Genomic DNA, 24,383 nt, shown 5'->3' on the forward strand with positions numbered 1-24,383 from the left:
TTTATGTAATTTGCCGCCGATTAGCCAGAGGTCTCAACCTGTACCCCTGCGTCACGCAGCATCACGCCCAACAACCCCCAGAAAAAGTCTTCGCCGGGGTAGCCTTCGATCCGGCCGACTTCTTGGCCGTTGTCCAGCAAAACAAAGGTCGGAGTGTAGTAGAGAGGTCGTTTTAGGGTGATCCCATCCGGCAGGGATTCATGGATGTCGACACGCTGAAGCGGGGCGGCAACTCCTTCTTGTGTTTTCGGGTAGATCCCCGAGATTTCGGAATCCCATCGGGCACACCACATGCACCCATCTTCTTCGGCCATCAGAAGCGTCATTTCAGCCCGTAAAGCCAGGGGCGAAACAAGCAACGTGACCGCAAGCACAAGCAGGAAAAAGTGGCGCATCTCAAGCTCCGATTGACCGCAGCGTCATATCTTTATTACTTTGAATGTATGAATGATAGCGTGCCAGGACGGGTTTGACCATGCTCGACATCACATTTGCAGGGGCTTTGGTCGCAGGGCTGTTGTCATTTCTGTCCCCGTGCATCCTGCCGATTGTCCCGTTTTACCTCAGTTACCTGGCGGGTGTCGGGATGGAGCAGATTTCTGCCAGTTCAGTCATTTCTGGGAACGTTCGCCGCAGGGCAACGCTTTCTGCAATCGCTTTTGCAGCAGGGATCATAACGATTTTTATGGCGCTTGGAGCCACGGCTTCGATATTCGGTCAAATGATCCGCGAATACTTCGATATCCTTCGATGGATTGCCGCGGCCATCATCATGGCGATGGGCTTGCATTTCCTGGGGCTGATTCGCATCGGGTTTCTGTATCGCCAGTTTCGGGCAGACGTCGGTGAAACATCAAACCTGAGCCTGATTGGTGCGTATGTTCTGGGACTGGCATTTGCTTTTGGCTGGACGCCCTGTGTCGGGCCCGTGCTTGCTGCAATCCTGTTTACGGCGGCCGGAACCGAGACGGCTTGGCGCGGTGCGATGCTTCTATTCGTTTACGGGGCGGGAATGACTGCCCCCTTTGTTCTGGCGGCCTTTTTGGTGCGCCCCTTCATGCAGTGGATGGCGCGGTTCAGAAAGCATTTGCCCCTGATCGAGAAGGCTATGGGCTGTCTGTTGATTCTGTTCGGCGCTTTGATCGCAACCAACTCGATCAATCGCGTGGCCCAATGGATGCTGGACCATATGCCCTGGCTTGCGGCCATCGGATAATACGGGAGGAAAACATGAAGCGAACAATGTCAGTTTTGATGGCGTGCTTGGTGGGCGTGGCGGTTTCCGCCGCCGAGCTTGGCGACGACGGGTTGCACAAAACACTATGGATGCGCGACACGTTCAAAGACCTTCGCGAGGATCTTGAAGAGGCGTCAGATGAAGGCAAACGCCTGGTTTTGTTTATCGAGCAACAGGGCTGCATCTATTGCAAGAAAATGCACGAAGAGGTTTTCCCCCAGCCCGACCTGGCGGCGTACATCGAAGATAACTTCTTTGTCGTCCAACTGGATCTGCACGGAAGCACCACGGCCACCGACTTTGACGGGGAAGAGAGCGAGCAACGAGCGCTGATGCGCAAATGGGGGATTCTGTTTACGCCGACCCTTGTATTTCTGCCGGAAGAGGTTCCCGAGGACGCCACCGCCATTGATGCAGCGGTTGCAGTCATGCCGGGGGCGTTTTCGAAAGGAACAACTTTGGATCTGTTCACCTGGGTCTTCGAAAAGCGGTACGAACTTGAAAATGGTGAAGATTTTCAGCGCTACCACGCACGGCGCATTCAGGAGCGAAACAATGTTTCGCAAGACTGAGGTCGGGGGATATAAATAAAAAAATTCATTGTAATGAATTTAATGTTGCGACAGACCGCCCTCGTCGACTACGGTACACAAATGCTTTGGGTCGCAAAGCGCCGTCGGCGTGTTAGCAAATGGGAGGGATCATGAAGCCGAGACTCTTAACATTGGTCTGCGCAATGACAGGGGGTGCCGCGTTTGCTGCGGATACCGACCCGAAAAACGTAACCTATGGTGAATATGGTGCCGTAGAGGTCTCGTTGACCGGCGCGGCCGGTGACGCGGCAAATGGCGCGCTGATCGTTGGCGACAAGTCAAAAGGCAATTGCGTGGCGTGCCATGCGGTCTCGGCTTTGGCCGATATTCCGTTCCATGGCGAGGTTGGCCCGGCGCTGGATGGTGCCGGTGATCGTTGGTCCGAGGCCGAGCTTCGCGGATTGGTTGCAAACGCGAAAATGACGTTCGAAGGCACGGTGATGCCGGCATTCTACAAGGATGACGGCTATATCCGACCGGGCGACGCCTATACCGGCAAAGCCCCGACCGAGCCTCTGACGTCGATCCTGACAGCGCAGGAAATCGAAGACGTGGTCGCGTTTCTTGCAACCCTGAAAGAGGAATAGTCGCGCTTGTCCAGCGTGATTTTTCGAAGACTCAAAGGAGATTGAAAATGGAACTCTCTCGCCGCGAAACTCTGGCCCTTGGGCTGGGCGCCGCGTTCCTGACAATGATGCCGTTTCGTGCAAATGCGGCCGCTGAGGATGCGATTGCCGCGTTTACCGGTGGGGCGGATGTGGCCGACGGCGGTGTTACACTGACGGCACCTGAAATCGCCGAAAACGGAAACACCGTACCGATCGAAGTAAGCGCCCCAGGTGCAGCATCGATTCTGATCGTTGCAGCAGGCAACCCCGAACCGGGCGTCGCAACGTTCAACTTTGGCCCACTGGCCGCTGAACAGGCCGCTTCAACCCGTATCCGCCTTGCCGGAACGCAGGATGTCATTGCCGTGGCGAAGATGGCAGATGGCAGCTTTGCCAAGGCATCCGCGACCGTAAAAGTGACAATCGGCGGCTGCGGCGGCTGATAGCCACGCGCGCCTCGAAGAACAGGAGACTAACCAATGGCATCCGGTGTGAAACCCCGCGTCAAGGTTCCCAAGAAAGCCGCAGCTGGCGAAACCGTCACGATCAAGACATTGATCAGCCACAAGATGGAAAGCGGACAGCGCAAGGACAAAGAAGGCAACGTCATACCTCGGTCGATCATCAACCGTTTCACCTGTGAGTTTAACGGCGAAATGGTGATCGATGTGACGATGGAGCCGGCAATCTCAACCAACCCGTATTTCCAGTTTGAGGCAACCGTGCCCGAGGCAGGTGAGTTCGTGTTTACCTGGTACGATGACGACGGCTCTGTATACGACGAGAAGAAATCGATCGAGATCGCCTGACGGCTCGACCACTAAGGCAGATCAGCGCCGGGCATGACGTTTGGCGCTGGTCCACCAAGGGAGGAACGTAATGAATACAAAGGCATTAACGGCGATCGCAGCAGTTCTGGTTTTCCCAGTGGCAGCAATGGCCGGACCTGACGAAGACAATCTTGTGATCAATGACGAGCTGGACATGACCTCGGTCACCGAAGCGCCGGCGCATTTGGAAAACCTGGACACGATCTATTCCGGTTGGCATTTCCGTACGGATGAAACCCAGGCCCTTCAGATTGATGATTTCGACAATCCGGCGATGATCTTCGTCGACAAGGCTGCCGACCTTTTTGAGACGGTCGATGGGGCTGCCGGCAAAAGCTGTGCCTCGTGCCACGACGGGGTGGAAAGCTTCAAGGGATTGCAGGCTTCCATGCCGAAGGTTGATGCCGAAACCGGCAAGCTGGTGGTCATGGAAGATCTGATCAACGCGTGCCGGACCGAGCACATGGAGGCCGATGCCTGGAAATGGTCCGGTGGCGATATGCAGGGCATGGTCGCTTTGATCGGACTACAGTCACGCGGGATGCCCATGAACGTTGCCATCGACGGTGATGCCGCCCCGTATTGGGAACAGGGCAAGGAAATGTACTATACGCGCTATGGCCAGTTGGAGCTGAGCTGTGCCAACTGTCATGAAGACAATTGGGGCAATATGATCCGGGCAGATCACCTGAGCCAGGGAATGATCAACGGGTTCCCGACGTATCGCTTGAAACAGGCCAAGCTGATTTCGCGACACAATCGTTTCCGCGGTTGTATTCGTGATACGCGGGCGGAAACCTTTGCCGAAGGTTCAGACGAATTCCGTGCGCTGGAGCTTTATGTTGCCTCGCGTGGCAACGGGCTTTCAGTCGAAACCCCGGCCGTGCGCCAATAACGAACGACCCGCGTGGGCGATGTCCGACGCGGGTTTTTCAAGAGCATAACATTCACACATTAATATGTGTAACAGGAAAGCCGAAAGATGATTTCTCGACGTGACTTCTTGCAGGTTTCAATGGCGGCATCGGCTCTGTACGGAGCGTCCGGGTTTGGCAATTGGGCCAGGCTTTCCGCGCAGCAAAGTCTGACGCAGGATCAGCTGCTGGAGTTTGAGACCTTTGGCAATATCAGCCTGATCCATGTCACTGACATCCACGCGCAACTCAAACCGATTTACTTCCGTGAACCCGAGATAAACCTGGGTATCGGCGAGGCGAAAGGGCAGATGCCGCACGTCACGGGGGCCGCATTCCGCAAGGCCTACGGGATCGAGGATGGCAGCCCGTCCGCCTATGCGCTGACATACGACGACTTTGCGGCCCTGGCAAAGACCTACGGTCGGGTCGGTGGTTTGGACCGGGTCTCGACGGTGATCAATGCCATCCGTGCGGACCGGCCCGATGCCCTGCTTTTGGATGGCGGTGATACCTGGCACGGGTCTTACACCTGTTACCAGACGGCTGGTCAGGACATGGTCAATGTCATGAACGCGCTGAAACCTGATGCAATGACCTTTCATTGGGAGTTCACGCTGGGCAGCGACAGAGTTAACGAAATCGTCGAAGGGCTGCCCTTTGCCGCTTTGGGTCAGAACATTTTTGATGCCGAATGGGATGAACCTGCGGAATTGTTCAAGCCCTACAAGTTCTTTGACCGAGGCGGTGCAAAGGTTGCCGTGATCGGGCAGGCGTTCCCTTACATGCCAATTGCGAATCCGGGTTGGATGTTCCCTGAATACTCTTTCGGCATTCGGGATGAGAACATGCAGGCAATGGTCGACGAGGTTCGCGATGCCGGTGCCGATGTCGTCGTCGCCCTCAGCCATAACGGCTTTGACGTGGACAAGAAAATGGCCGGCCGGGTGCAGGGGATCGACGTGATCCTCAGTGGCCACACCCACGATGCGCTGCCCGAGCCGGTTCTGGTGGGCAAAACGCATATCATCGCGTCAGGCTCGAACGGCAAATTCGTCAGCCGCGTGGATCTGGATGTGCGGGATGGGCAGTTGATGGGGTTGAAGCACAAGCTGATCCCGATCTTCTCTGATGTTATCGCTCCGGATCCTGCGATCACCGCCCTGATAGATGAGCAGCGCGCGCCCTATGAGGAGACGCTCAGCGAAGTGATCGGCAGAACGGACTCGTTGCTCTATCGTCGCGGCAATTTCAACGGAACCTGGGATGACCTGATCTGTGATGCCCTGCTTAAGGAGCGGGAGGCAGACATTGCCATGTCCCCCGGTGTTCGTTGGGGGCCGTCGATCCTGCCGGGGCAGGAGATCACGCGCGAGGACATCTGGAACGTCACTTCGATGTCATATCCGAATGCCTATCGCACGGAAATGACGGGTGAGTTCATCCATGTGATCCTCGAGGATGTTGGCGACAACCTGTTCAACCCTGATCCCTACTACCAGCAGGGCGGCGACATGGTCCGTGTCGGTGGGCTGGGCTACCGCATCGACGTGACCAAGCCGCAAGGGCAGCGGATCAGCGAGATGACTCTGCTGAAGACAGGTGAAGCGATTGATCCGTCGAAAACCTATGTCGTGGCCGGCTGGGCCAGCGTCAACGAAGGCACCGAGGGTCCGCCGATCTGGGATGTCGTCGAAAACCACATTCGCAACCTTGGAACCGTAACGGTGCAAGAGAACACCAGCGTCGATGTCGTCGGCGCCTAAGAAACAGATGGAGACCTAAGAGATATGGATGACGCGTTCAAACCGTCCCGCCGGGCCTTCCTGAAAGGTAGTGCCGCGGTCGCCGCGGGGTCAGTTGCAGGTGCGGCAGTGGCAGAAACGCCCGACCCCCTGATAACAGAGCTTCAGGATTGGGCATCGTACACGGGTGCAGGCGTTGACGAGACACCTTATGGCATGCCGATCAGCTATGAATCCCATGTCGTGCGCCGCAATGTGGAATGGCTGACCGCCTCTCCGATTTCGTCGATCAACTTCACGCCGATCCACGCGCTTGATGGTACAATCACACCCCAGGGCTGCGCCTTTGAACGGCACCACTCGGGCGCGATTGAACTGCGCAAGGAAGACTATCGCCTGATGATCAACGGGCTGGTCGATCGCCCGCTGGTCTTTACGTATGACGACATCGAGCGGTTCCCGCGTGAAAACCACGTGTATTTCTGCGAATGCGCCGCGAATACCGGGATGGAGTGGGCAGGCGCGCAGCTCAACGGCGTGCAATTCACCCATGGTATGATCCACAACATGGAATATACCGGTGTTCCGCTGCGCACGCTGTTGCAGGAAGCTGGTGCCGATATCTCGCCCGACAAATGGGTCTATGTCGAGGGCGCGGACGCGTCGTCCAATGGCCGCTCCATTCCGATGGAAAAAGCGCTGGATGATGTGTTGGTGGCCTTCAAGGCAAATGGCGAGGCTCTGCGGATGGAACATGGCTATCCTGTGCGCCTGGTCGTGCCAGGCTGGGAAGGCAACATGTGGGTCAAATGGCTGCGCCGGATCGAGGTCGTCGACAGGGCGGTCGAAAGCCGCGAAGAAACTTCGAAATACACCGATGTCTATGCCGATGGCACGGCCCAGAAATGGACTTGGGTGATGGATGCGAAATCCGTCATAACCTCGCCCAGCCCGCAAATGCCGATCAAACATGGGCCCGGGCCGCTGGTGATTTCAGGGCTTGCATGGTCAGGCCACGGACAGATTACCCGTGTCGATGTATCCAAGGACGGCGGCATCACGTGGGAGACGGCACGCCTTGGCAAGCAGGGCGACACCAAGGCTTTGACACGTTTCTATCTCGACACGAATTGGGACGGGGCACCCATGCTCCTACAGGCCCGAGCAATGGATGAGACCGGCTATGTACAGCCAACCAAAGACCAGCTGCGCGAAAAGCGCGGCGAGAACTCGGTCTATCACAATAACTGTATCCAGACGTGGTACGTAAGCGCAGAGGGGATCGCCGAGAATGTCGAAGTCTCTTAGTCATGTTTTCCTGCCCGTATTCGGCGGCACGGCGTTGGTGCTTGCGGGGGCGTTGGTGTTCGCCAACCGAAACTTCGGCCAATCGAAGATCGAAACTTTGGAAACCCGGATTGGTCAGGTTGAGGCCCACGCTGCAGCCGCACAGGAAAAAGCGAAGACAGAAGCCGAACGAGCAGCCCAGCTTGAGCTCAAACTCCAGGAAATTCAGGCCGCCGCAGCGGAACGGGTTGCGAATGGCGCGAACCTGACCGCACCTGCGCCCAGCCGCGAGGGCACCTATGGGCTTGGACGGCCTGCGCTGGAGGAAGAGATCGCGGCCTGGGACGTTGACGTTTTGCCGGACGGGCGGGGCTTGCCTGTCGGATCGGGCGACGTTTGGACCGGGGAAGAAGTATTTGCCGACCGCTGCGCGTCATGTCACGGAGAGTTCGCGGAAGGTGTGGACAACTGGCCCGTTCTTGCCGGTGGGTTCGATACGCTTGCAAACGAAGATCCCGTCAAGACCGTCGGGTCATACTGGCCGCATTTGTCTACTGCCTGGGATTACATTTCCCGATCCATGCCATTTGGCGAGGCGGGCACTTTGACCGCGGATGAGACCTATGCGATTGTTGCCTACATCCTGTATTCAAATGATTTGGTGGATGACGATTTCGAACTGAGCAACGAAAACTTCGCCGAATTCGAGATGTACAACAAGGACGGTTTTGTCGTCGATACACGACCCGAGACCGAGTACGCCGAATGGCGCAAAGAGCCTTGCATGGAAAACTGCAAGGCAGAGTCCGCTGTCACGATGCGTTCCGTTTTTCTGGTCGAGACGCCGCCCGAAGGTGGGTCGAACTCGGTGATGAATGATGCCACCGTTGAGGGGTTGCCGACATTCACTGCGGACGGCCCGTCGTTCATTCCGGCAGCGGCACCCAAGCCCGAGGAAGAAGCCGCTGCGGAGCCAGCCGTTCAAGAGGCCGAAGAGACCGACGAAGCAACGGAACTGGTTGCCGCCGGAGCGAAAGTCTTCAAGAAGTGTAAAGCCTGCCATCAGGTGGGTGAAGGTGCAAAGCACGGTACCGGGCCGGCGTTGAACGGAATAGTCGGGGCCAATGCAGGATCGGTCGAGGGGTTCAAATACTCCAAGGCGATGAAAGCCGCATCCGAAGCCGGCCTTGTTTGGACGGATGAGGAAATGGCGGCCTTCCTGACGAAACCCAAGGATTACATGAAGGGCACGCGAATGTCTTTTGCGGGGCTCAGGAAGCCAGACGACGTTGAGGCCGTGATTGTCTACCTCAAATCGTTCGGAAGCTGATCGTGCGGTGGTCGGGCATAGTGGCGTGTGCGGCGGTTGTGGCGGCTTTCGCCACATCGACCTGCGCAACCGAAGACCTTGGTGATGCCGAGGCCGGGAAAACAGTGTTCGCCAAATGCAAAGGCTGCCATCAGGTTGGCGAAGGCGCGGAAAACAAAATCGGTCCGCATCTGAATGGTGTCTTTGGGCGCAAGGCCGCAGGTCTCGATGATTTCAATTATTCCAAAAGCCTTATGCGCGCGGGAAATTCGGGTTTGGAATGGCACGCTGACACCTTGTCAGCCTATATCGAAAATCCCCGTGCATTCGCCTCGGGCACAAGGATGAGCTTTCGCGGTCTGAAAGACCCGGAAGACCGGGCCAATGTGATTGCCTATTTGCGGGGGTTTTCAGACAACCCTCGGGACATTCCCGAAGCGGACCCAACCGCGAAAGGCACGGACCATTCCGTCGATCCAGCGATCCTGGCGATTCAGGGAGATCCCGAATACGGCGCATATCTCAGCAGCGAATGCACGACGTGCCATCAGATCGAGGGAAGTGACGAGGGTATCCCGTCGATCGTGTATTGGCCCGACGAGGATTTTGTCGTCGCCATGCACGCATACAAGGACAAAAAGCGGCCACACCCGGTTATGCAAATGATCGCCGGAAGGCTGAGCAATGACGAGATTGCGGCGTTGGCCGCATATTTCAATAACCCAGAGTAATTGTGCCTAAGGGGAGGAAACGCGATGACACTCAATAGACGTACATTTCTAGGAGCCGCCGGGGTGGCGGCAGCCGGATTATCTGCACCGATGGTTCTGGCTCAGGGCAGGCCCCGGGTCGTTGTCGTCGGCGGCGGTGCAGGCGGCGCTACGGCTGCCCGTTATATTGCGAAGGACAGCAAAGGTGAGATCGACGTGACGCTGATCGAGCCGTCGCGGACTTACTACACCTGCTTCTTCTCGAACCTGTATCTTGGAGGGTTCCAGGAACTTTCGGATATCGCGCACAGCTATGGAACGCTTGCTGCCGATTATGGGATAAACGTGGTCCACGATTGGGCCATCGGTGTTGACCGCGATGCCAAGACTGTATCCTTGGCCGGGGGTGGCTCGGTCCCGTATGACAAGCTGATCCTCAGCCCGGGTATCGATTTTGTTGACGGGGCTGTTGAAGGCTGGGACGTCTCGGCGCAAAACAAGATGCCGCATGCGTACAAGGCCGGCTCGCAGACAGAGCTTCTGAAAGCTCAGATCATGGCGATGCCCGAAGGCGGTACTTTTGCGATGGTTGCACCACCGAACCCGTACCGCTGCCCGCCCGGACCCTATGAGAGGGTCTCGATGGTTGCGCATGTTCTGAAAGCAAACAATCCCACCGCGAAAATCATCGTGGCGGATCCGAAGCCGAAGTTTTCGAAGATGGCATTGTTCCAGGAAGGCTGGGCAAACCATTACGAAGGCATGGTCGACTGGATTGGTGAAGACTTCGGTGGTGGAAATGTCTCGGTAAACCCGGACGCGATGACGGTGACCATCGACGGAGAAGAGACCAAAGTCGACGTCTGCAACGTGATCCCGGCGATGAAAGCCGGACGCATTGTCGAAATGGCCGGAGTGACCGAAGGCAACTGGGCGCCGGTGAACGCCGCGGACATGTCCTCCAAGGCGGATCCGGACATCTATGTCCTGGGCGATGCCAGCCAGCAGGGTGACATGCCGAAATCGGGTTTCTCGGCCAACAGTCAGGCGAAAGTGTGCGCGAATGCCGTGCGAGGCGCGTTGACCGGATCCAAGGTGTTCCCGGCCAAGTTCTCCAACACCTGCTGGTCGCTGATCGACACGGATGATGGCGTGAAGGTTGGCGCAACCTACGAGGCGACGCCGGAAAAAATCGCCAAGGTGGACGGCTTCATCAGCCAGACCGGCGAAGATGCCGATCTGAGAAAAGCAACGTATGAAGAGTCGCTGGGTTGGTATGCCGGTATCACCTCGGACATGTTTGGATAGAAGTTCTCGGGGGTTTTGACACGCGTCAAAGCCCCCGAAGCTCAATCTGAGAAACTGCGGCTCAGGAGGAGGATCAAGATCATGAAACACTTAATCATCACGGCCGCGTTTTTTGCGGTCTCTGCCAGTCAAGGGCTTGCCGAGGATATCATCACGACCCCCTTTGACGGAAGTTTTGATGATGCCACCTTCGCGGTCGAATCCGCCATTGTCGGGCAGGGGTTGGTCATCGACTATGTGAGCCACGTTGGCGAAATGTTGAACCGAACGGGCGCTGATGTCGGCAGCGACAAACAGATATTCGCGGCGGCGGACATCTTTATTTTTTGCTCGGCAAAGATTTCGCGAGAGGTGATGGAAGCTGATCCGATGAATATCGGATATTGCCCATACGGGATTTTCGTGGCCGAGGACGATGACGGGGTGAAGGTCGGATACCGAAGCTATCCGGATGGCCCAATGCAAAAGGTCCAGACCCTGTTGTCTGGAATCGTTGAAGAGGCCGTTGGGGATTGAAATGAACTACCGGCAGTATTTTCGAGATCAACTAGATCAACTGAAACAGGAAGGAAACTACCGGATTTTTGCTGACCTCGAACGTCAGTGCGGCGCGTTTCCTAAGGCGCGCAGTTACGCAGGGGGTGGTCCCGAAAAAGTCACTGTCTGGTGCTCGAACGACTATCTTGGAATGGGACAGCATCCCAAGGTTCTTGCGGCCATGCACGAGGCGATCGACAAATGCGGTGCAGGTGCCGGTGGGACGCGGAATATCTCGGGGACCACGCACGAACATGTGCTGTTGGAGCAGGAACTTGCGGACCTTCACGGCAAGCACGCGGCATTGCTGTTCACGTCTGGTTACGTATCCAATTGGGCCGCCTTGGGAACCTTGGCGTCCCGCATTCCTGGCATCACGGTTCTGTCCGACGAATTGAACCATGCCTCGATGATCGAGGGGATTCGTCACAGCCGTTGTCAAAAGCGGATCTGGAAGCACAACGATCTTGAGGACCTTGAAAGACATCTTGCGGACCTGCCTGCAAATGCGCCCAAGCTGATCGCGTTTGAAAGCGTCTATTCCATGGATGGCGATATTGCACCGATTGCCGAGATCTGTGATCTGGCGGACCAATATGGCGCGATGACCTATCTGGATGAGGTTCACGCGGTCGGGCTGTACGGTCCGCGCGGCGGTGGCATCGCCGAGCGCGAGGGCCTGATGGACCGCCTGACCGTGATTGAAGGGACTTTGGGCAAGGCGTTCGGCGTGGTCGGTGGGTACATCGCGGCGTCGAAAGAGCTTGTCGACTTTGTCCGATCCTTTGCCAGCGGATTTATTTTCACCACTGCTTTGCCTCCGGCCGTGGCGGCAGGAGCTGCGGCTTCGGTGAAGCACCTGAAGCAAAGCAATGCAGAGCGGCAACAGCACAATAAGCGCGTGCGCGAAGTCCGGGACAGGCTGGACGATCTGGGTATTCCCCATACACCGAACCCAAGCCACATCATTCCGGTCATGGTCGGCGATCCGGTCAAGTGTCGATTCATTTCGGATGTGCTGATGCGTGACTATGGGATCTACATCCAGCCCATCAACTATCCAACTGTTCCCAAAGGAACGGAACGTCTGCGGATTACGCCGTCGCCGGTGCACACCTGTGAAGACGTGGACCGGCTGGTATCTGCATTGGGCGAGTTGTGGACGCAATGCCAATTGGCGCGCAGGCCAATGGCTGCGCAATGACGCTGACGAATTGACCAAAGACAAAGACACACACGCAACGTAGTGAGAGTTTCTGTCCATGGAGAGGCTCATCGATTTGCTGGGAGACCCGGGCACCCTGGCGTTTGCCGGAGTGCTGGTCGGTATCTTGTTCGGCGTTACGGCTCAGAAGTCCCATTTTTGTTTGCGCGCATCGACGGTGGAAGTCGCCGAAGGTAAGTTTGGCCCCCGCTTGGCGGTTTGGCTGATCGCCTTTACCGCGGCACTGACGCTGGTACAGGCGCTTGTCTCGCTTGAATTGCTGGACCTTTCCGAGGCACGCGCGATCGCGTCAACCGGCAGCCTTAGCGGTGCGATTATTGGTGGGGCGATGTTTGGCATCGGCATGGTTCTTGCGCGTGGATGTGCCTCTCGCCTGCTGGTGTTGGCATCATGCGGCAATCTGCGAGCACTTGTGACAGGATTGATTTTGACCTTGGTGGCTCAGGCCGCCTACACAGGCGTTCTCAGCCCCGCCCGTGAAGCGATTTCCGGTCTGTGGACCATCTCGGGAGGCGCAGAGCGCGATCTTGCAGAAATAATGGGGTTCCCCCCATCGGTCTATTCGGCCGTTGCCGCAATTGGATTTGTCCTGTCGATCGTGTTTGCCCTTCACAGGAAAGTCGCGCCTGCAAAGATCGTGACAGCCGCCGGAGTTGGCGGGGCAGTGGCGCTTGGATGGTTCATGACGTTTTCCATCGCGCTGGCATCCTTTGAGGTCGTCCCCGTGTCTTCGGTGACGTTTACCGGCCCGGCCACAGACACGCTGATGGCGTTGGTTGCAGAGCGAAATGTGGTGCTGTCTTTCGGTATCGGTCTTGTGCCGGGCGTGGCCATTGGCGCAGCAGGATCTGCCATCATTTCCGGTGAGTGGAGGATCGAGCGTTTTGGCTCGGACACTCCGATGGAACGGTACCTCGTCGGAGCTGTCTTCACGGGGTTCGGGGCGATGCTGGCCGGAGGTTGCGCCGTGGGCGCCGGACTTTCAGGCGGGTCCGCCCTGTCATTGACAGCCTGGTTTGCCGTTTTCTTCATGTGGGTTGGGGCGATAGGCACGCACAGGTTTTTGATGCGGCTGCCGGTATTGCAGCATTCCTGACTTACTCGAACTCCATCTGTTCGAAAACGCGCCCGGCGTTCTTGGTTGCCAGCTCCTCGAACGCGTCCAGGTGGGCATAGGGGGACTGATCGACATAATAGGCTTCGGTCAGATCGCCGCCTGCATCCATATGTTCTTGAATTCTGGTTCGCAGATACACCAGGTAATCGCGCGTATAGCGGCGCACCTGATCCATATTCGTGGGATGACCGTGCCCGGGTATGACATATGTGGCATTCAAAGCCTCGAACTCGTTGTCCCAGGTTTCCAGCCAATCCGCGGTATAGGTATCCTGAAAGATCGGCAGCATGCGCTCGTGGAACGCCATGTCACCCGCGATGACAAGGCTTTGGTTCGGCAACCAGATCGAGATATCGCCGGGGCTGTGGGCCGGTCCGAGGTATTTGGCCTCGATCCGGAAGTCGCCCATCTCAATCACGTATTCATCATCGAATGTCTCGGTTGGGCCTGCCAGAAACGTTCCCTCTGCCTTGTCCTGATTGTATCGTTTCATTCCCTCCAGAATCTGAGGGCCATATTCCTCGAACTCGGCAGCTGCATCCGAATGGGCGACGATTGGAACCCCGATTTCCGACCAGTAGGCATTGCCAAGCATCGCGTGCCCCTGACCGTTCTCGTTGAAGACAAGCGTGACCGGCTGATCCGTAATCGCCTGAATTTCCTTGTGAAGCGCTTGGGCAAGGACATAGGCGGCACCGCCGTTGACAACGACCACGCCCTCACCTGTTACGATGAAGCTCAGGTTGTTGTTGTGACCAGAGTTTTCGTAGGTCGGCGGAGCGGTTGCGCCAATGGCGGAATAGACGCCAGGGATGAATTCGACCGGCTTGGAATACAGAACGCTTTGCGGATACTGGTCTGCAATATCCTCGCTTGCCCAAGCTGGTGTGACTAAAGCAACCGCAATCCCGAATGATCGTATCATGACGCCTCTCCAATGAATCTGTAGGCCGAGTCGGTCTTTTCGACGCGGCCAATTCCACCGTTCGGCAAGTGGAAGCCAATTATTCTCTTTTTTTCTTCGGAAACCTGATCCAGCAGAGAGTAACGCGCAGCTGCGGCGACCTGGGGATCCTGATCCGTTCCACTGTGCCAATCGGGGTGCTCAAAGGCCACGTGCGGATTCCCCAGCGCGTCGCCGACGACCATCACGGACTCATTCCCATTTCGAAGCTCAAAAGCCATGTGACCGGGCGTGTGCCCAAAGCTTGCCCGTGCCGCAATGCCCGGAAGTATCTCTTGCCCATCCTCGAAGAACGCGACCTGATCTTCAATTGCTTCCAATCGCCGTTTTGCACCGGCCGCGAACGCGGTGCGATCTTCACCTATCGTGTCCACCGTTGAGGGGTTCCACCAATAATCCCATTCTTTGCGCCCAATGAGGTGCGTCGCATTTGGGAAAAGCAGGTCGTCGAAATCATCCAGAACACCCCAGATATGATCCGGGTGCGCGTGGGTGAAAACCACATGCGTGACACTTTCGGGCGACAGGCCGATTGCTTCAAAAGTTTCCATCAGTTTGCCCGATGTGGGCATGAAGTCCGGCCCCGCTCCAGCATCGAACAGCACGGTGTTTTCATCATCTCGATAAAGCGTGACGTTGCACTCTGGCTCGTACTTGGTCGCGTCCGCTTGATTGCGGGTCAGAAATTGCTCGACCTCCTCTTTGGGCATGGCTCCGAAAACAACATCAGGTGGCAATGACAGGTATCCGTCTGACACGGTCGTAATTCGGGCTGAAGGACCGAGCCGCAGCTCTGCTTGCACGATCCTGGCTTGAGCTCCAAGTGCCGCAAGACACGTGGCATTGAACAGGAAGCTGCGTCGGGACAAAGAAATTCCATTCATACGAAATCATTAAAATGAATATTTTTATTTGTAAACGATGGAAGTACCAACAATGGATCATTCCACGACGCTGAAAAACCGGCCGGGTCTTCTTTGTGAATGGGCGAAGAACGGTTTTCAGCGGTGGTAAATGGAGACGACACCAAGGTCATGCGCAAAGTGAACGTGCAGCGCAATCCGCGCCATGATGGTTTGCCGAGGAAGAGATGATGTCGGAAAGGCGATTGTTACGTGACCTCGAAACAGGGGAGAGGCCCAGCCGCTGAACGACGGCGACGGCAGACGCAGCTTTCCACCGAAAAATCCCGGCCCATCTGCGTCAAAGCGCATTGTTCTCATCCCGCTGTGCTTGTAAGGAAATTGCACGGCCCCAGGGGCTGCGCCGTGCGGGCGTGATGGAATGGTAGACATATCAGACTTAAAATCTGAAGGGCGTATGCCCGTGTGGGTTCGAGTCCCACCGCCCGCACCAAAAAACCGTATAAGCGTTTTTAAAAAAACAAATAAAAATATGGCACCTTTCGTGCCCCACATTCTGCCCCACACTTGGTGAGGTATGCTTGCCAATCGGGCGGCCTTTTCTTCGATTAGACTTTCCAGTTCAGCAACCTTCGCCAGATTGACGCCTGTGCCCTGGTGAATCATCCATTTGCTGTCTTTCTCTGTGCACAAGAACGATTGATCCGATCGAAATGGCGTGTAGACCATTCACTAATTTTCCAGGGAGGACCCCACAGGCTCTGAAACTCGATCAGTCTGGAGCCTGGTCTTCGCTTGGCCTACAGTGTTGCTGGGCCTCTCCAACCGAAAAAGGAGCTCCTATGTCCCGACTTTCAGAACGCACAGACTTTGCCACCGAAATCTGCAAGCAGGCTGGGGTAGTGGCCAAAAAGTTCTTTGCAGATCGGGTCAATCTTGTCGTTGATCAAAAAGGCGCTCAGGACTGGGTTAGCGAGGCGGACAGGAGCGTTGAGACTTTCATTCGTCAAAAGATCGCGGAAACTTGGCCCAAAGATGGCGTTTACGGTGAAGAACATGGCGCGGTAGCGGGAGAGAGTGGCTTTGACTGGGTTATTGATCCAATTGATGGAACCACGAATTTCGTGAACGGTATTCCAGCATGGACCATTGTTCTGGCTGGTGTCACCAACGGCCAAACGGAGATTGGCGTGATCCATGATCCAAACGTGGATGAAACATTTGTCGCAACGCGCGGAGAAACAGCGACACTTAACGGATCACCGATACGCGTCGCTTCAGGAGTGCCGTTGCGCGACGGAACTGTGGCCGTAGGATACTCGAACCGGATTGAGAGCCGTCATGTTTTACCCGTGATCGAGGACCTGATCGAACACGGGGCGATGTTTCATAGAAATGCCAGCGGCGCGCTTTCGTTGGCTTACGTCGCTGCCGGACGCCTTCTGGGCTATGTCGAGGAACACATGAATGCTTGGGATTGTCTGGCTGGGCAATTGCTGGTCGCGGAAGCGGGCGGCGTTGTTGAGGATCAGAACGCCGATGCGATGATCCGAGACGGCGGGCGCGTGATCGCAGGCACGCCAGATGTGTTCGAGACGTTGCGTGAGATCGCAGAGAAGGCTTGGAACGCTTAGCTCCTACGTCAAAGAGACCCAACATGAAACAGGCTCGAGCGTAGCTAAATCTGCCTGCCAGAAATGGCCTTGTGAGGGTTGGTCGTGCTTGCGGTCTATCGAACAATCCGAAAGTGCGCACCAAAGCAATGTGCCCACTGCCCCGTGTGTCGCGATTGCAAGATCCCCGGCATAATGCGTCTGGATTATCTCTGTTACTGCGCGATGAATGCGTCTCTGCGCCTCGACAGCTGTTTCCCAACCGCAATAGCTCGTATTCGGCTGCGCAAAGAAAGCATCGGCCGCGGCCTCGAAATCGTCCCGAGGCAAGTAACCGGTTGCGCTGCGGTCGTTCTCACCAAGGCCCAAGTTGCAATTCACGGGTAGCGCTCGTGGTGCAGCAAGAATCTCACCTGTTTCGCGGGCCTTCCGCTCGCCACTGGTCCATATCTGCGTCACGTTGGACAAGACTTCACTGGATGCAAACTCAGTAGCGCGTTTGCGGCCCACAGCATTCAAGCCCCACTCAGTTATCGGGACGGCCGGATCGACAGAGACCTCGGGGTGCGAGATGATAATGAGTTTCGGCATTTAATCCGGCAAAAGAACGGGGCCTTTGTCAGCAAAGCCCATTTTGATTTCGGTGCCGGGATCAAGCGGCGCATCGACGTCATCGTGTACGGCAAAAACCTGACCGAATTCACCGGTCAGCGTGTATTCCATCCGAACGCCGACATAGGTCGCCTTGGCCACCGTGGCTGGGATGCCTTGGTGTGAACCGATGACCAAACGTGAGGGTCGCACGGCGATGGTCGCAGGTCCTTCGGACAAACCTCGACGTGGTAGCGTGTGGCGATACCCTTCTATTTCTATCGTTGCCGCTTCGCCATTGATTTCGACGATTTGGCACTCCAAAAGGTTTGCCTCGCCTATGAAATCAGCGACAAATCGGTCGTTCGGGGCGTCGTAAAGCTGGCGGGGTGTGCCCATTTGGGCGATTGCTGCGTTACGCATGACAACAATCTCATCCGAGACCGCCAGCGCCTCCTCCTGATCGTGGGTCACGTAGACAACTGTCAAACCAAGATCTTGCTGGATTGCCCGAATATCCTCTCGCACCTGACGGCGAAGCTTGGCATCGAGGTTGGACAGCGGCTCGTCGAACAGCAGAACCTGCGGCTCAAGAACCAGCGCGCGGGCGACTGCAACACGCTGTTGTTGACCCCCTGACAGTTCAGAGGGAAGACGGCTGTCGAACCCCTGAAGCCCAACCAGTTCCAGCCCATTCAGAGCGCGGCTGCGGGCTTCATCCTTTGCAAAGCCCGAGAATGTGAGGCCATACATCACGTTTTCCAGCACGCTCATGTGAGGGAAAAGCGCGTATGACTGGAACACCATGGATACGTCACGGTCGGTTGCGGGCAATTTGGTCACGTCTCGATCTCCGATCAGGATCTTGCCCGAGCTTGCCATTTCCAACCCGGCAATCATGCGCAGAGTCGTTGTTTTCCCACAGCCTGACGGGCCAAGCAGTGTGACGAGCTTTCCCGCCTCGACGTTCAGGTTGATGTTGTCGACGGCAACGACATCCTTGCCGAACACTTTCGACACGTTCTCAAAGCGTACCGGGGCGGCCTTGGAACCGATTTTGGTGTCGGTCATGGCGATGTCTCCGTAGCGTGCTGCGTGCGTCGGCCAATCTGGACCCGACCGACGAGAAGTTGCAATAAGCCGACCGCCGCGAGCATCACGAAGATCAGCGTCGTCGAATAGGCGATCGCAAGGCCATAGTCGTTGTTCTCGACTCGACCGATGATGTAGCTGGTCGCCATGTCATATTCTGCGCTGACCAGAAAGATGACGGCCGAGATCGCCGTCATGGCGCGCACAAAGCTGTATACAAGCGCGGCAAGTATCGCAGGGCGCAACAGCGGCAGAATGATATTTCGGAACGTCTGCCACGAGTTTGCACCAAGGGTCAGCGAGGATTCATCAAGGCTGCGGTCAAGCTGCGACATGCTCGCGATCCCCGCACGAACGCCGACCGGCATATTGCGGAAGATGAAGCTGACAACGAGAATGACACCCGTACCCGTGATTTCAATTGGCGGAACGTTGAAGGCCAGGATGTAGCTGACGCCGATCACTGTCCCGGGGATAGCGAAGGACAGCATTGTTCCAAATTCGAAAGCGTTCTTGCCTGCAAAACTTTGTCTTGTCAGCAGATAGGCGGTCACCAGGCCAACGGCGGCAGTCAATGGCGCAGCAATGGCCGCGATGGTTATGGTGGTCCAGAAACTGTCCCAAGCTGCCCCGGTCCAGCGAATACCCTCTTCTTCGAAGCGGACCGAGAATGCAGTGATATAGTGTTTGATCGTCAGCGAGTTATCGACGCCCCACAGCTCGACAACACTGCCGTAAATGATCATCGCGTAGACAACAATTGTGAACAGCGCCCAACCCAGAGCGACGAGCAGTACCGGAACAGAAAGGCCAGTGGGCATCAGTGGATGAACGCCGGCATCCCCTTTGCCAGTGACGGTTGTATAGCTTTTCTTCCCCAGCCAGACACGCTGCGCGTAGAAGGCGGAAAGAGTGAAGAACAGAAGCACCATGGCCAGAACCGCGGCCCTGCCCTGATCGTACTGAGCGCCGACGATGGCAAAGAATATCTCGGTCGAAAGCACGTCGAAATTCCCGCCCAATACAAGCGGATTTCCGAAATCGGCCATGCTTTCGATGAAGCCCAGAAGAAATGCGTTCGCAAGACCAGGCCGCATCAGGGGCAAGGAAACCGTCTTGAATGTCTGCCATCTGCTGGCGCGGAGCGTTTGCGCCGCTTCTTCCATCGACGGAGAGACACCTTCAACCACACCGATCAGAACAAGAAACGCAATTGGCGTAAACGCGAGTGTCTGCGCGATCAGGATGCCCGGCATTCCGTAAAGCCAGCGTGTCGGTTGCGTGCCGAACAGTTCGGCAAAGAACCGGGTGACGGACCCGGACAGGCCAAAAAGCAGGATCAGCGCCAGGCCGATCACGAATGGCGGGGTGATTATTGGCAGAACGGTCAGAGCGCGCAACGCGCGCTTGTAGCGGAAACCCGAACGCGTCACGACCAACGCGAAACATAGGCCGAGGATCGTTGTGATGAAGCCAACGAGGATGGCAAGGAAAAGTGAGTTCCAGGCCGCACCGCATCGGGCACCATGAAAACACCCCAGGCCCCACAGTCGATCATCGAAAAACTTTGAGAAGAAAACTGCGATGGAATACGCGCCGTCTTCGGTGATGAAGGCAGCGAAAAGCATCTTCGCGATGGGGAAAAAGACAAACGCGGTGACAATTGTAATAACGCCTCCGATGGCGCTTACGACAAAGACGTCACCGTTAATGGCACCCCTTGCCGCGATCCCCTGAGTAAGCAGGAACAGAAAGCTCGAGGCACATATCATCGCGCCATAGCCCATGCCGAACTGACGGTCGCCAAGTTCGCCAAACATCGCCTCCAACCAATGAAAGTTGAAACCTCTGATGCCAATGCTGAACCCCTGAGCGATCAGCCAGCCAAAGCCAAGCGCCCCTGACAGGATCAAGATGCGGGCGTAAACTGGATCAGATTTGGTGCGCTTCAACACCAGAAGCGGCAGGGCCAGTGCGATCAAAAGCGGAGCGAGCCAAAGTTTTTCACCTTGCCCAATCAGAAACGCAGCGGGGGCGTAACCCTCATCGAATGGATAGCCGTCCAAAAGCCACTCGAACGACCAAAGGCCACCGTCGACCATGTACCAAGGTAACAGGCAGAATCCGACCCACCCGGCCGTGATCCAGAAGATCAGGACCGGATGGGTCGTTTTTGAAGTCTGGTCAGTCATTTACTGCGGCAGAGTCGAAACCTCTTCGTCCCATTTCTGCAACAGACGCTTCCGTTCGTCTGAGGAACCATACTTTTTGAAGTCATAATCAATCAGCTTGATCTGACTCATGTCAGGCGCGCTCTCCGAAGTTTTCGCGTTCTTGTTCGACGGCACCTGAAACGCGTTGACCTGAAGAGCAAGATTCTGAGCTTCTGGAGACAGCGCCCAGTCATAGAACTTTTTCGCCTCTTCTTCGTTGCGCGCCCCTTTGACAATCGACATCGAGCCGATTTCGTATCCCGTGCCCTCGCATGGCGCGACGACCTTAATCGGGAATCCTGAAACGGCCTGCTTTACAGCATCATGCATGAAGACGATACCAATGGTGTTCTCACCACGACCGGCCGCCTTGATCGGCGCGGACCCGGACTTGGTATATTGGTTGATGTTCGAATGCAGACCCTTCATGAACTCAAAGCCTTCGTCCTCGCCAAAGATCTGAACCATCGACGCCAGCGTGGTATAGGCCGTACCTGATGAGTTCGGATTCGCCATCTGAACGTGGCCCTTGTATTCGGGCTTCAGCAGGTCTTTCCAACAGGCCGGTTCGGGCAGGTTGTTTGCAGCGATAAGATCGGAATTGTAGCCGTAGCCAAGTGCGCCCGAATAGATGCCGATCGTTCTGTTGCCCGCGCTTTCTGCCTGGGATATCGCCCAATCATGAAGCTGGTCGCGCATGGGCGAAATGTATTCCATCGTCAGGCCCTCTTCAGCGGCCTGCAAGTGCGGATCACCCGTACCACCCCACCAAACGTCTCCTTTCGGGTTCGAGCTTTCGGCGCGTATTTGTGCAAAGGTTTCCCCTGATGACTTCCGGGTCATGTTGACGTCGATGCCCGTCGCATCTTCAAAGCTGCGCGCCATCAGTTGGCACCAGTCTTCTTGCGCCGAACAATAAAGTGTCAGCTTGTCGGCCTGTGCCGCCGACAGTGACGCTGCCAGGGCGATCACCGATCCAACCGTGGTGGATATCAATTTCCTCATTTTCTTCCTCCCTTTGAGCTTGATGCGTCCGGGTTTCCCGGTTCTTTCATGCCCTTCCTCATGCAGCCTGTCGAAGTTTCTTTATGACAGTTTTGACTTCTGGATTGTCTGTCAGATTGTTCAGTAAATCTGACAGGTCGCTTTCTTGAACCAACTTTGCGGCCTTTGCCGGTGAAAACCAGTGACGCGTGCGTTCACCTTTTTCCTTCCAGCTTCGCTTCAGCTTTTCGACGACCATCGGATAAAGGGTGACGCGGCAGCGAACGCTGCTTCGCCCCTCGTATCGTTTGTCATAGAAAAAATGACCGATTGGCCGTTTCGATATGGTGCCGACGGCGCCAGCTTCTTCTTGCGCTTCGATTTCAGCAGCTTGCCATGGTTTTTTGCCGTCCATTAGCCATCCTTTCGGGATAACCCACCGGCCGGTATCCCGCGAAGTGACCATAAGAACGCGTAACTTGCCAGTCTTGTCCCAGCGCATCGGAAGCGCCGCAATCTGATCTGCCGTTTCGCTGTCGCCCATGCCGCCTCTCAATGCCACACGATCAAGAACCAAAAAGGAAGCTGTTTTGTTGGCAAGTTGGCCGGTCAACGCTTTGCCTTGGCTCGTATTCTGAATTTGATCAGCCTGTGCATCTTTGCTTTGCGCTTCGAAATACTTGTGTTCGCTCGAATTCTCACAACCTTCCGAGGGTTATGCAACAAAAAATATTGCATTATGACCGAAAGCCCACAAAAGTGGGTTTCGAAACCTAGTCGGGTCGTCGGATGTCCAAAACTAAAACGCGCGGCAAAATGTCTGAAAAGAACCACAGCCGGGTAAAGAAATCCGACCGGCGCCAACAGATATTGCTGGAACTGAAGCTGCGCCCGCATGTTCGCATCAACGAACTGGCGCAGCGGTTCAACGTCTCCACCGAGACGGTACGCAGAGATTTTGATGCTCTGTCGAATGATGGCTTGATCGCGCGGGCACACGGGGGGGCATCGGCCGCCGCGCAAGGGCACTATCCGGGTTTGGATGAAAGAACAAACGCACAGGTTGAGGAACGCGAACGGATAGGTGCCACAGCGGCAGAACTGATCCAGGGCGGCGAAACGGTCATGATCGATTCCGGCTCGACCACAATCGAAATGGCACGTGCGCTGGCTTATATTGGCACATCTTGCACCGTAATCACCAATTCCATTCCCATAGCCATGACCCTTGGCCATGGGGCTGCACAAGTGCTGTTATGCCCGGGGGAATACTTGGCAACCGAGTCTGCAACGATCGGAACCGAGACGCTGGAGTTTCTGTCCCGCTTCAACGTCGACAGGTGCATGATCGGTTCCTCGGGGTTTTCGACCGAAGGCCCTTCAGAAACGGTGCGCGGCTTTGCGGCAATTAAGAGAGCAATGCTGTCGCGCGCCGAGAAACGGCACCTTCTTGTTGATTCCGGGAAATTCGGCCGGAAAGGCCTGTCTCAAGTAGGGGGCCTTGACGACCTGGATTCAATAGTCACCGACAAAAAACCGACAGGAGAATTGCATAACGCCATTGAAAGCGCCCGAGTCGACGTTCTCGTCGCCGGGTAGATATGAAATGACTGATTAACGGCGGATAAAAAGCACCGCACTTGACTGGGAGGAAAACATGAAGATCGATATCAAACTATTGCTTGGGGCATCTGCAATCGCGCTCATGTCGATAAGTGGAACGGCGTCGGCGCAGGATTGTCCGCGCGGTGACTTGGACGAGCGTTTTTGTGATGCCGACGGGGATTTGATCGCGGATATCCCCACGGATCCTTCCGAGCAGATAGATCCCGACACTTTGATTTTTGCCTATACGCCGGTTGAAGACCCCGCCGTATACAAAACCGCGTGGTCAGATTTTCTTGACCATTTGAAAGCGGAAACTGGCAAGGACGTCGTCTTTTTCCCTGTTCAAAACAACGCGGCCCAGATCGAGGCGATGCGTTCGGGCCGTTTGCACATTGCAGGCTTCAACACCGGTTCCAACCCACTGGCGGTAAACTGCGCCGGGTTCCGTCCGTTCACGATCATGGCTTCGAAGGACGGTAATTTTGGTTACGAGATGGAGATCATCACCTATCCGGGTTCGGGCATCGAAAAGGTCGAAGACATCAAGGGGAAGCAACTGGCTTTCACCTCACCTACATCCAACTCGGGATTCAAAGCGCCCTCGGCGATCCTGAAAAGCGATTTTGATCTTCTGCCCGAACGCGATTTCGAACCTGTCTACTCGGGCAAGCACGACAACTCGATCCTGGGTGTCGCCAACAAGGATTACCTGGCGGCATCGATCGCGAACTCGGTAAAATCCCGGATGATCTCGCGCGATGTGATCAAGGAAGATGATGTCGTTACGATCTACAAGTCGCAGACCTTCCCGACCACAGGATTTGGGACCGTTTACAACCTGACGCCCGAGTTGCAGGAAAAAATCCGCAATGCGTTTTTCAATTTCGAATGGGAAGGCACGACACTGGAGGCGGAGTTCTCGAAATCGAACGAAGGCCAATTCCTCGAGATGACCTATCAGGAATTCTGGGACGTCATTCGCAAAATTGACGCGGCAAATGGCGTCTCTTACGCCTGCCAGTAATTTTTGGCTCA

Annotated in this window: 26 protein-coding genes and 1 tRNA gene; 18 read left to right on the forward strand and 9 right to left on the reverse strand. The window is 56.0% G+C overall.

The window, feature by feature from the left end; translation table 11 throughout:
- Positions 1 to 20: 20 nt before the first annotated feature.
- On the reverse strand, positions 21 to 395 hold the full coding sequence (locus tag FIU92_RS04205; RefSeq protein WP_152457366.1) for a hypothetical protein: 375 nt from the start codon (positions 393 to 395) through the stop codon (positions 21 to 23).
- A gap of 80 nt (positions 396 to 475) precedes the next feature.
- On the opposite strand from FIU92_RS04205, the gene FIU92_RS04210 reads away from it, so the two are divergent.
- From FIU92_RS04210 to FIU92_RS04275, 14 genes are all read left to right on the forward strand, one after another.
- The gene (locus tag FIU92_RS04210) at positions 476 to 1,216 is read left to right on the forward strand and encodes a cytochrome c biogenesis CcdA family protein (protein WP_152457367.1); all 741 of its coding nucleotides are present in this window, start codon (positions 476 to 478) and stop codon (positions 1,214 to 1,216) included.
- Positions 1,217 to 1,230: 14 nt separating this feature from the next.
- Positions 1,231 to 1,809 carry a thioredoxin family protein gene (locus FIU92_RS04215; RefSeq protein ID WP_152457368.1) on the forward strand — a complete coding sequence of 193 codons (579 nt, stop codon included), beginning with the start codon at positions 1,231 to 1,233 and terminating at the stop codon, positions 1,807 to 1,809.
- Positions 1,810 to 1,940: 131 nt separating this feature from the next.
- Entirely contained in the window at positions 1,941 to 2,417 is a 477-nt protein-coding gene (gene soxX / locus FIU92_RS04220; protein ID WP_152457369.1) for a sulfur oxidation c-type cytochrome SoxX, read from the forward strand.
- 47 nt (positions 2,418 to 2,464) lie between these two features.
- Positions 2,465 to 2,881 (forward strand): thiosulfate oxidation carrier protein SoxY, encoded by a 417-nt coding sequence (soxY, locus tag FIU92_RS04225; RefSeq protein WP_152457370.1) that lies wholly within the window; start codon positions 2,465 to 2,467, stop codon positions 2,879 to 2,881.
- Between the two features lie 36 nt (positions 2,882 to 2,917).
- Entirely contained in the window at positions 2,918 to 3,247 is a 330-nt protein-coding gene (soxZ, locus tag FIU92_RS04230; RefSeq protein WP_152457371.1) for a thiosulfate oxidation carrier complex protein SoxZ, read from the forward strand.
- 70 nt (positions 3,248 to 3,317) lie between these two features.
- Complete coding sequence (gene soxA, locus FIU92_RS04235) at positions 3,318 to 4,163, forward strand: sulfur oxidation c-type cytochrome SoxA (protein ID WP_152457372.1); 846 nt, start codon at positions 3,318 to 3,320, stop codon at positions 4,161 to 4,163.
- Positions 4,164 to 4,250: 87 nt separating this feature from the next.
- Entirely contained in the window at positions 4,251 to 5,948 is a 1,698-nt protein-coding gene (soxB, locus tag FIU92_RS04240; protein WP_152457373.1) for a thiosulfohydrolase SoxB, read from the forward strand.
- A gap of 24 nt (positions 5,949 to 5,972) precedes the next feature.
- Positions 5,973 to 7,235: a sulfite dehydrogenase gene (soxC, locus tag FIU92_RS04245; protein WP_152457374.1), complete on the forward strand. Its 1,263-nt coding sequence runs from the start codon at positions 5,973 to 5,975 to the stop codon at positions 7,233 to 7,235.
- Positions 7,219 to 8,544, forward strand: coding sequence for a c-type cytochrome (locus FIU92_RS04250; RefSeq protein WP_152457375.1), 1,326 nt, complete (start codon positions 7,219 to 7,221; stop codon positions 8,542 to 8,544). The genes soxC and FIU92_RS04250 overlap by 17 nt, the downstream gene beginning before the upstream one ends.
- Before the next feature lie 2 nt (positions 8,545 to 8,546).
- Entirely contained in the window at positions 8,547 to 9,254 is a 708-nt protein-coding gene (locus FIU92_RS04255) for a c-type cytochrome (RefSeq protein ID WP_371419730.1), read from the forward strand.
- A 24-nt stretch (positions 9,255 to 9,278) separates the two neighbouring features.
- Positions 9,279 to 10,541, forward strand: a complete 1,263-nt coding sequence (locus FIU92_RS04260; protein ID WP_152457376.1) for an NAD(P)/FAD-dependent oxidoreductase — start codon at positions 9,279 to 9,281, stop codon at positions 10,539 to 10,541.
- A gap of 81 nt (positions 10,542 to 10,622) precedes the next feature.
- On the forward strand, positions 10,623 to 11,057 hold the full coding sequence (locus FIU92_RS04265) for a DUF302 domain-containing protein (protein ID WP_152457377.1): 435 nt from the start codon (positions 10,623 to 10,625) through the stop codon (positions 11,055 to 11,057).
- A gap of 1 nt (position 11,058) precedes the next feature.
- Positions 11,059 to 12,282, forward strand: coding sequence for a 5-aminolevulinate synthase (gene hemA / locus FIU92_RS04270; protein ID WP_152457378.1), 1,224 nt, complete (start codon positions 11,059 to 11,061; stop codon positions 12,280 to 12,282).
- Positions 12,283 to 12,340: 58 nt separating this feature from the next.
- The gene (locus tag FIU92_RS04275; protein WP_152457379.1) at positions 12,341 to 13,399 is read left to right on the forward strand and encodes a YeeE/YedE family protein; all 1,059 of its coding nucleotides are present in this window, start codon (positions 12,341 to 12,343) and stop codon (positions 13,397 to 13,399) included.
- Between the two features lies 1 nt (position 13,400).
- Here the strand turns inward: FIU92_RS04275 and FIU92_RS04280 are convergent, their stop codons facing one another.
- The 3 genes from FIU92_RS04280 to FIU92_RS22940 form a co-directional block, all read right to left on the reverse strand.
- Positions 13,401 to 14,345, reverse strand: coding sequence for an MBL fold metallo-hydrolase (locus FIU92_RS04280; RefSeq protein WP_152457380.1), 945 nt, complete (start codon positions 14,343 to 14,345; stop codon positions 13,401 to 13,403).
- The gene (locus FIU92_RS04285; RefSeq protein WP_152457381.1) at positions 14,342 to 15,268 is read right to left on the reverse strand and encodes an MBL fold metallo-hydrolase; all 927 of its coding nucleotides are present in this window, start codon (positions 15,266 to 15,268) and stop codon (positions 14,342 to 14,344) included. Before FIU92_RS04285 ends, FIU92_RS04280 begins: the two co-directional genes overlap by 4 nt.
- A gap of 117 nt (positions 15,269 to 15,385) precedes the next feature.
- A complete protein-coding gene (locus FIU92_RS22940; protein ID WP_152457382.1) occupies positions 15,386 to 15,598 on the reverse strand; it encodes a hypothetical protein in 213 nt (70 codons plus the stop codon).
- 56 nt (positions 15,599 to 15,654) lie between these two features.
- On the opposite strand from FIU92_RS22940, the gene FIU92_RS04295 reads away from it, so the two are divergent.
- Positions 15,655 to 15,740: transfer RNA gene (locus FIU92_RS04295), tRNA-Leu, on the forward strand.
- Between the two features lie 349 nt (positions 15,741 to 16,089).
- Positions 16,090 to 16,881 (forward strand): inositol monophosphatase family protein, encoded by a 792-nt coding sequence (locus FIU92_RS04300; RefSeq protein WP_152457383.1) that lies wholly within the window; start codon positions 16,090 to 16,092, stop codon positions 16,879 to 16,881.
- Between the two features lie 3 nt (positions 16,882 to 16,884).
- On the opposite strand, the gene FIU92_RS04305 is transcribed toward FIU92_RS04300, so the two are convergent.
- From FIU92_RS04305 to FIU92_RS04325, 5 genes are read right to left on the reverse strand one after another with little or no spacing between them, the layout of a single operon-like run.
- Positions 16,885 to 17,451: a histidine phosphatase family protein gene (locus FIU92_RS04305; RefSeq protein ID WP_152457384.1), complete on the reverse strand. Its 567-nt coding sequence runs from the start codon at positions 17,449 to 17,451 to the stop codon at positions 16,885 to 16,887.
- Complete coding sequence (locus FIU92_RS04310; RefSeq protein ID WP_152457385.1) at positions 17,452 to 18,522, reverse strand: ABC transporter ATP-binding protein; 1,071 nt, start codon at positions 18,520 to 18,522, stop codon at positions 17,452 to 17,454.
- On the reverse strand, positions 18,519 to 20,735 hold the full coding sequence (locus tag FIU92_RS04315) for an iron ABC transporter permease (RefSeq protein ID WP_152457386.1): 2,217 nt from the start codon (positions 20,733 to 20,735) through the stop codon (positions 18,519 to 18,521). The genes FIU92_RS04310 and FIU92_RS04315 overlap by 4 nt, the downstream gene beginning before the upstream one ends.
- A complete protein-coding gene (locus FIU92_RS04320; RefSeq protein ID WP_152457387.1) occupies positions 20,736 to 21,761 on the reverse strand; it encodes an ABC transporter substrate-binding protein in 1,026 nt (341 codons plus the stop codon). It abuts the gene before it with no gap.
- Positions 21,762 to 21,819: 58 nt separating this feature from the next.
- Positions 21,820 to 22,284, reverse strand: a complete 465-nt coding sequence (locus FIU92_RS04325) for an NUDIX hydrolase (RefSeq protein ID WP_152457388.1) — start codon at positions 22,282 to 22,284, stop codon at positions 21,820 to 21,822.
- Between the two features lie 272 nt (positions 22,285 to 22,556).
- Between FIU92_RS04325 and FIU92_RS04330 the strand changes: the two genes are divergently transcribed.
- A complete protein-coding gene (locus FIU92_RS04330) occupies positions 22,557 to 23,339 on the forward strand; it encodes a DeoR/GlpR family DNA-binding transcription regulator (RefSeq protein ID WP_254705355.1) in 783 nt (260 codons plus the stop codon).
- 58 nt (positions 23,340 to 23,397) lie between these two features.
- The gene (gene phnD, locus FIU92_RS04335; RefSeq protein WP_152457390.1) at positions 23,398 to 24,372 is read left to right on the forward strand and encodes a phosphate/phosphite/phosphonate ABC transporter substrate-binding protein; all 975 of its coding nucleotides are present in this window, start codon (positions 23,398 to 23,400) and stop codon (positions 24,370 to 24,372) included.
- Positions 24,373 to 24,383 lie beyond the last annotated feature (11 nt).

This window comes from Ruegeria sp. THAF33 (assembly GCF_009363615.1).
Taxonomy (GTDB): domain Bacteria; phylum Pseudomonadota; class Alphaproteobacteria; order Rhodobacterales; family Rhodobacteraceae; genus Ruegeria.

Excerpts from the sequence above, each read along its gene's own strand:
- FIU92_RS04205 (WP_152457366.1), bottom strand. The coding sequence starts at position 395 with ATGCGCCACTTTTTCCTGCTTGTGCTTGCGGTCACGTTGCTTGTTTCG.
- FIU92_RS04210 (WP_152457367.1), top strand. The coding sequence starts at position 476 with ATGCTCGACATCACATTTGCAGGGGCTTTGGTCGCAGGGCTGTTGTCA.
- FIU92_RS04215 (WP_152457368.1), top strand. The coding sequence starts at position 1,231 with ATGAAGCGAACAATGTCAGTTTTGATGGCGTGCTTGGTGGGCGTGGCG.
- soxX (WP_152457369.1), top strand. The coding sequence starts at position 1,941 with ATGAAGCCGAGACTCTTAACATTGGTCTGCGCAATGACAGGGGGTGCC.
- soxY (WP_152457370.1), top strand. The coding sequence starts at position 2,465 with ATGGAACTCTCTCGCCGCGAAACTCTGGCCCTTGGGCTGGGCGCCGCG.
- soxZ (WP_152457371.1), top strand. The coding sequence starts at position 2,918 with ATGGCATCCGGTGTGAAACCCCGCGTCAAGGTTCCCAAGAAAGCCGCA.
- soxA (WP_152457372.1), top strand. The coding sequence starts at position 3,318 with ATGAATACAAAGGCATTAACGGCGATCGCAGCAGTTCTGGTTTTCCCA.
- soxB (WP_152457373.1), top strand. The coding sequence starts at position 4,251 with ATGATTTCTCGACGTGACTTCTTGCAGGTTTCAATGGCGGCATCGGCT.
- soxC (WP_152457374.1), top strand. The coding sequence starts at position 5,973 with ATGGATGACGCGTTCAAACCGTCCCGCCGGGCCTTCCTGAAAGGTAGT.
- FIU92_RS04250 (WP_152457375.1), top strand. The coding sequence starts at position 7,219 with ATGTCGAAGTCTCTTAGTCATGTTTTCCTGCCCGTATTCGGCGGCACG.
- FIU92_RS04260 (WP_152457376.1), top strand. The coding sequence starts at position 9,279 with ATGACACTCAATAGACGTACATTTCTAGGAGCCGCCGGGGTGGCGGCA.
- FIU92_RS04265 (WP_152457377.1), top strand. The coding sequence starts at position 10,623 with ATGAAACACTTAATCATCACGGCCGCGTTTTTTGCGGTCTCTGCCAGT.
- hemA (WP_152457378.1), top strand. The coding sequence starts at position 11,059 with ATGAACTACCGGCAGTATTTTCGAGATCAACTAGATCAACTGAAACAG.
- FIU92_RS04275 (WP_152457379.1), top strand. The coding sequence starts at position 12,341 with ATGGAGAGGCTCATCGATTTGCTGGGAGACCCGGGCACCCTGGCGTTT.
- FIU92_RS04280 (WP_152457380.1), bottom strand. The coding sequence starts at position 14,345 with ATGATACGATCATTCGGGATTGCGGTTGCTTTAGTCACACCAGCTTGG.
- FIU92_RS04285 (WP_152457381.1), bottom strand. The coding sequence starts at position 15,268 with ATGAATGGAATTTCTTTGTCCCGACGCAGCTTCCTGTTCAATGCCACG.
- FIU92_RS22940 (WP_152457382.1), bottom strand. The coding sequence starts at position 15,598 with ATGCGCTTTGACGCAGATGGGCCGGGATTTTTCGGTGGAAAGCTGCGT.
- FIU92_RS04300 (WP_152457383.1), top strand. The coding sequence starts at position 16,090 with ATGTCCCGACTTTCAGAACGCACAGACTTTGCCACCGAAATCTGCAAG.
- FIU92_RS04305 (WP_152457384.1), bottom strand. The coding sequence starts at position 17,451 with ATGCCGAAACTCATTATCATCTCGCACCCCGAGGTCTCTGTCGATCCG.
- FIU92_RS04310 (WP_152457385.1), bottom strand. The coding sequence starts at position 18,522 with ATGACCGACACCAAAATCGGTTCCAAGGCCGCCCCGGTACGCTTTGAG.
- FIU92_RS04315 (WP_152457386.1), bottom strand. The coding sequence starts at position 20,735 with ATGACTGACCAGACTTCAAAAACGACCCATCCGGTCCTGATCTTCTGG.
- FIU92_RS04320 (WP_152457387.1), bottom strand. The coding sequence starts at position 21,761 with ATGAGGAAATTGATATCCACCACGGTTGGATCGGTGATCGCCCTGGCA.
- FIU92_RS04325 (WP_152457388.1), bottom strand. The coding sequence starts at position 22,284 with ATGGGCGACAGCGAAACGGCAGATCAGATTGCGGCGCTTCCGATGCGC.
- FIU92_RS04330 (WP_254705355.1), top strand. The coding sequence starts at position 22,557 with ATGTCTGAAAAGAACCACAGCCGGGTAAAGAAATCCGACCGGCGCCAA.
- phnD (WP_152457390.1), top strand. The coding sequence starts at position 23,398 with ATGAAGATCGATATCAAACTATTGCTTGGGGCATCTGCAATCGCGCTC.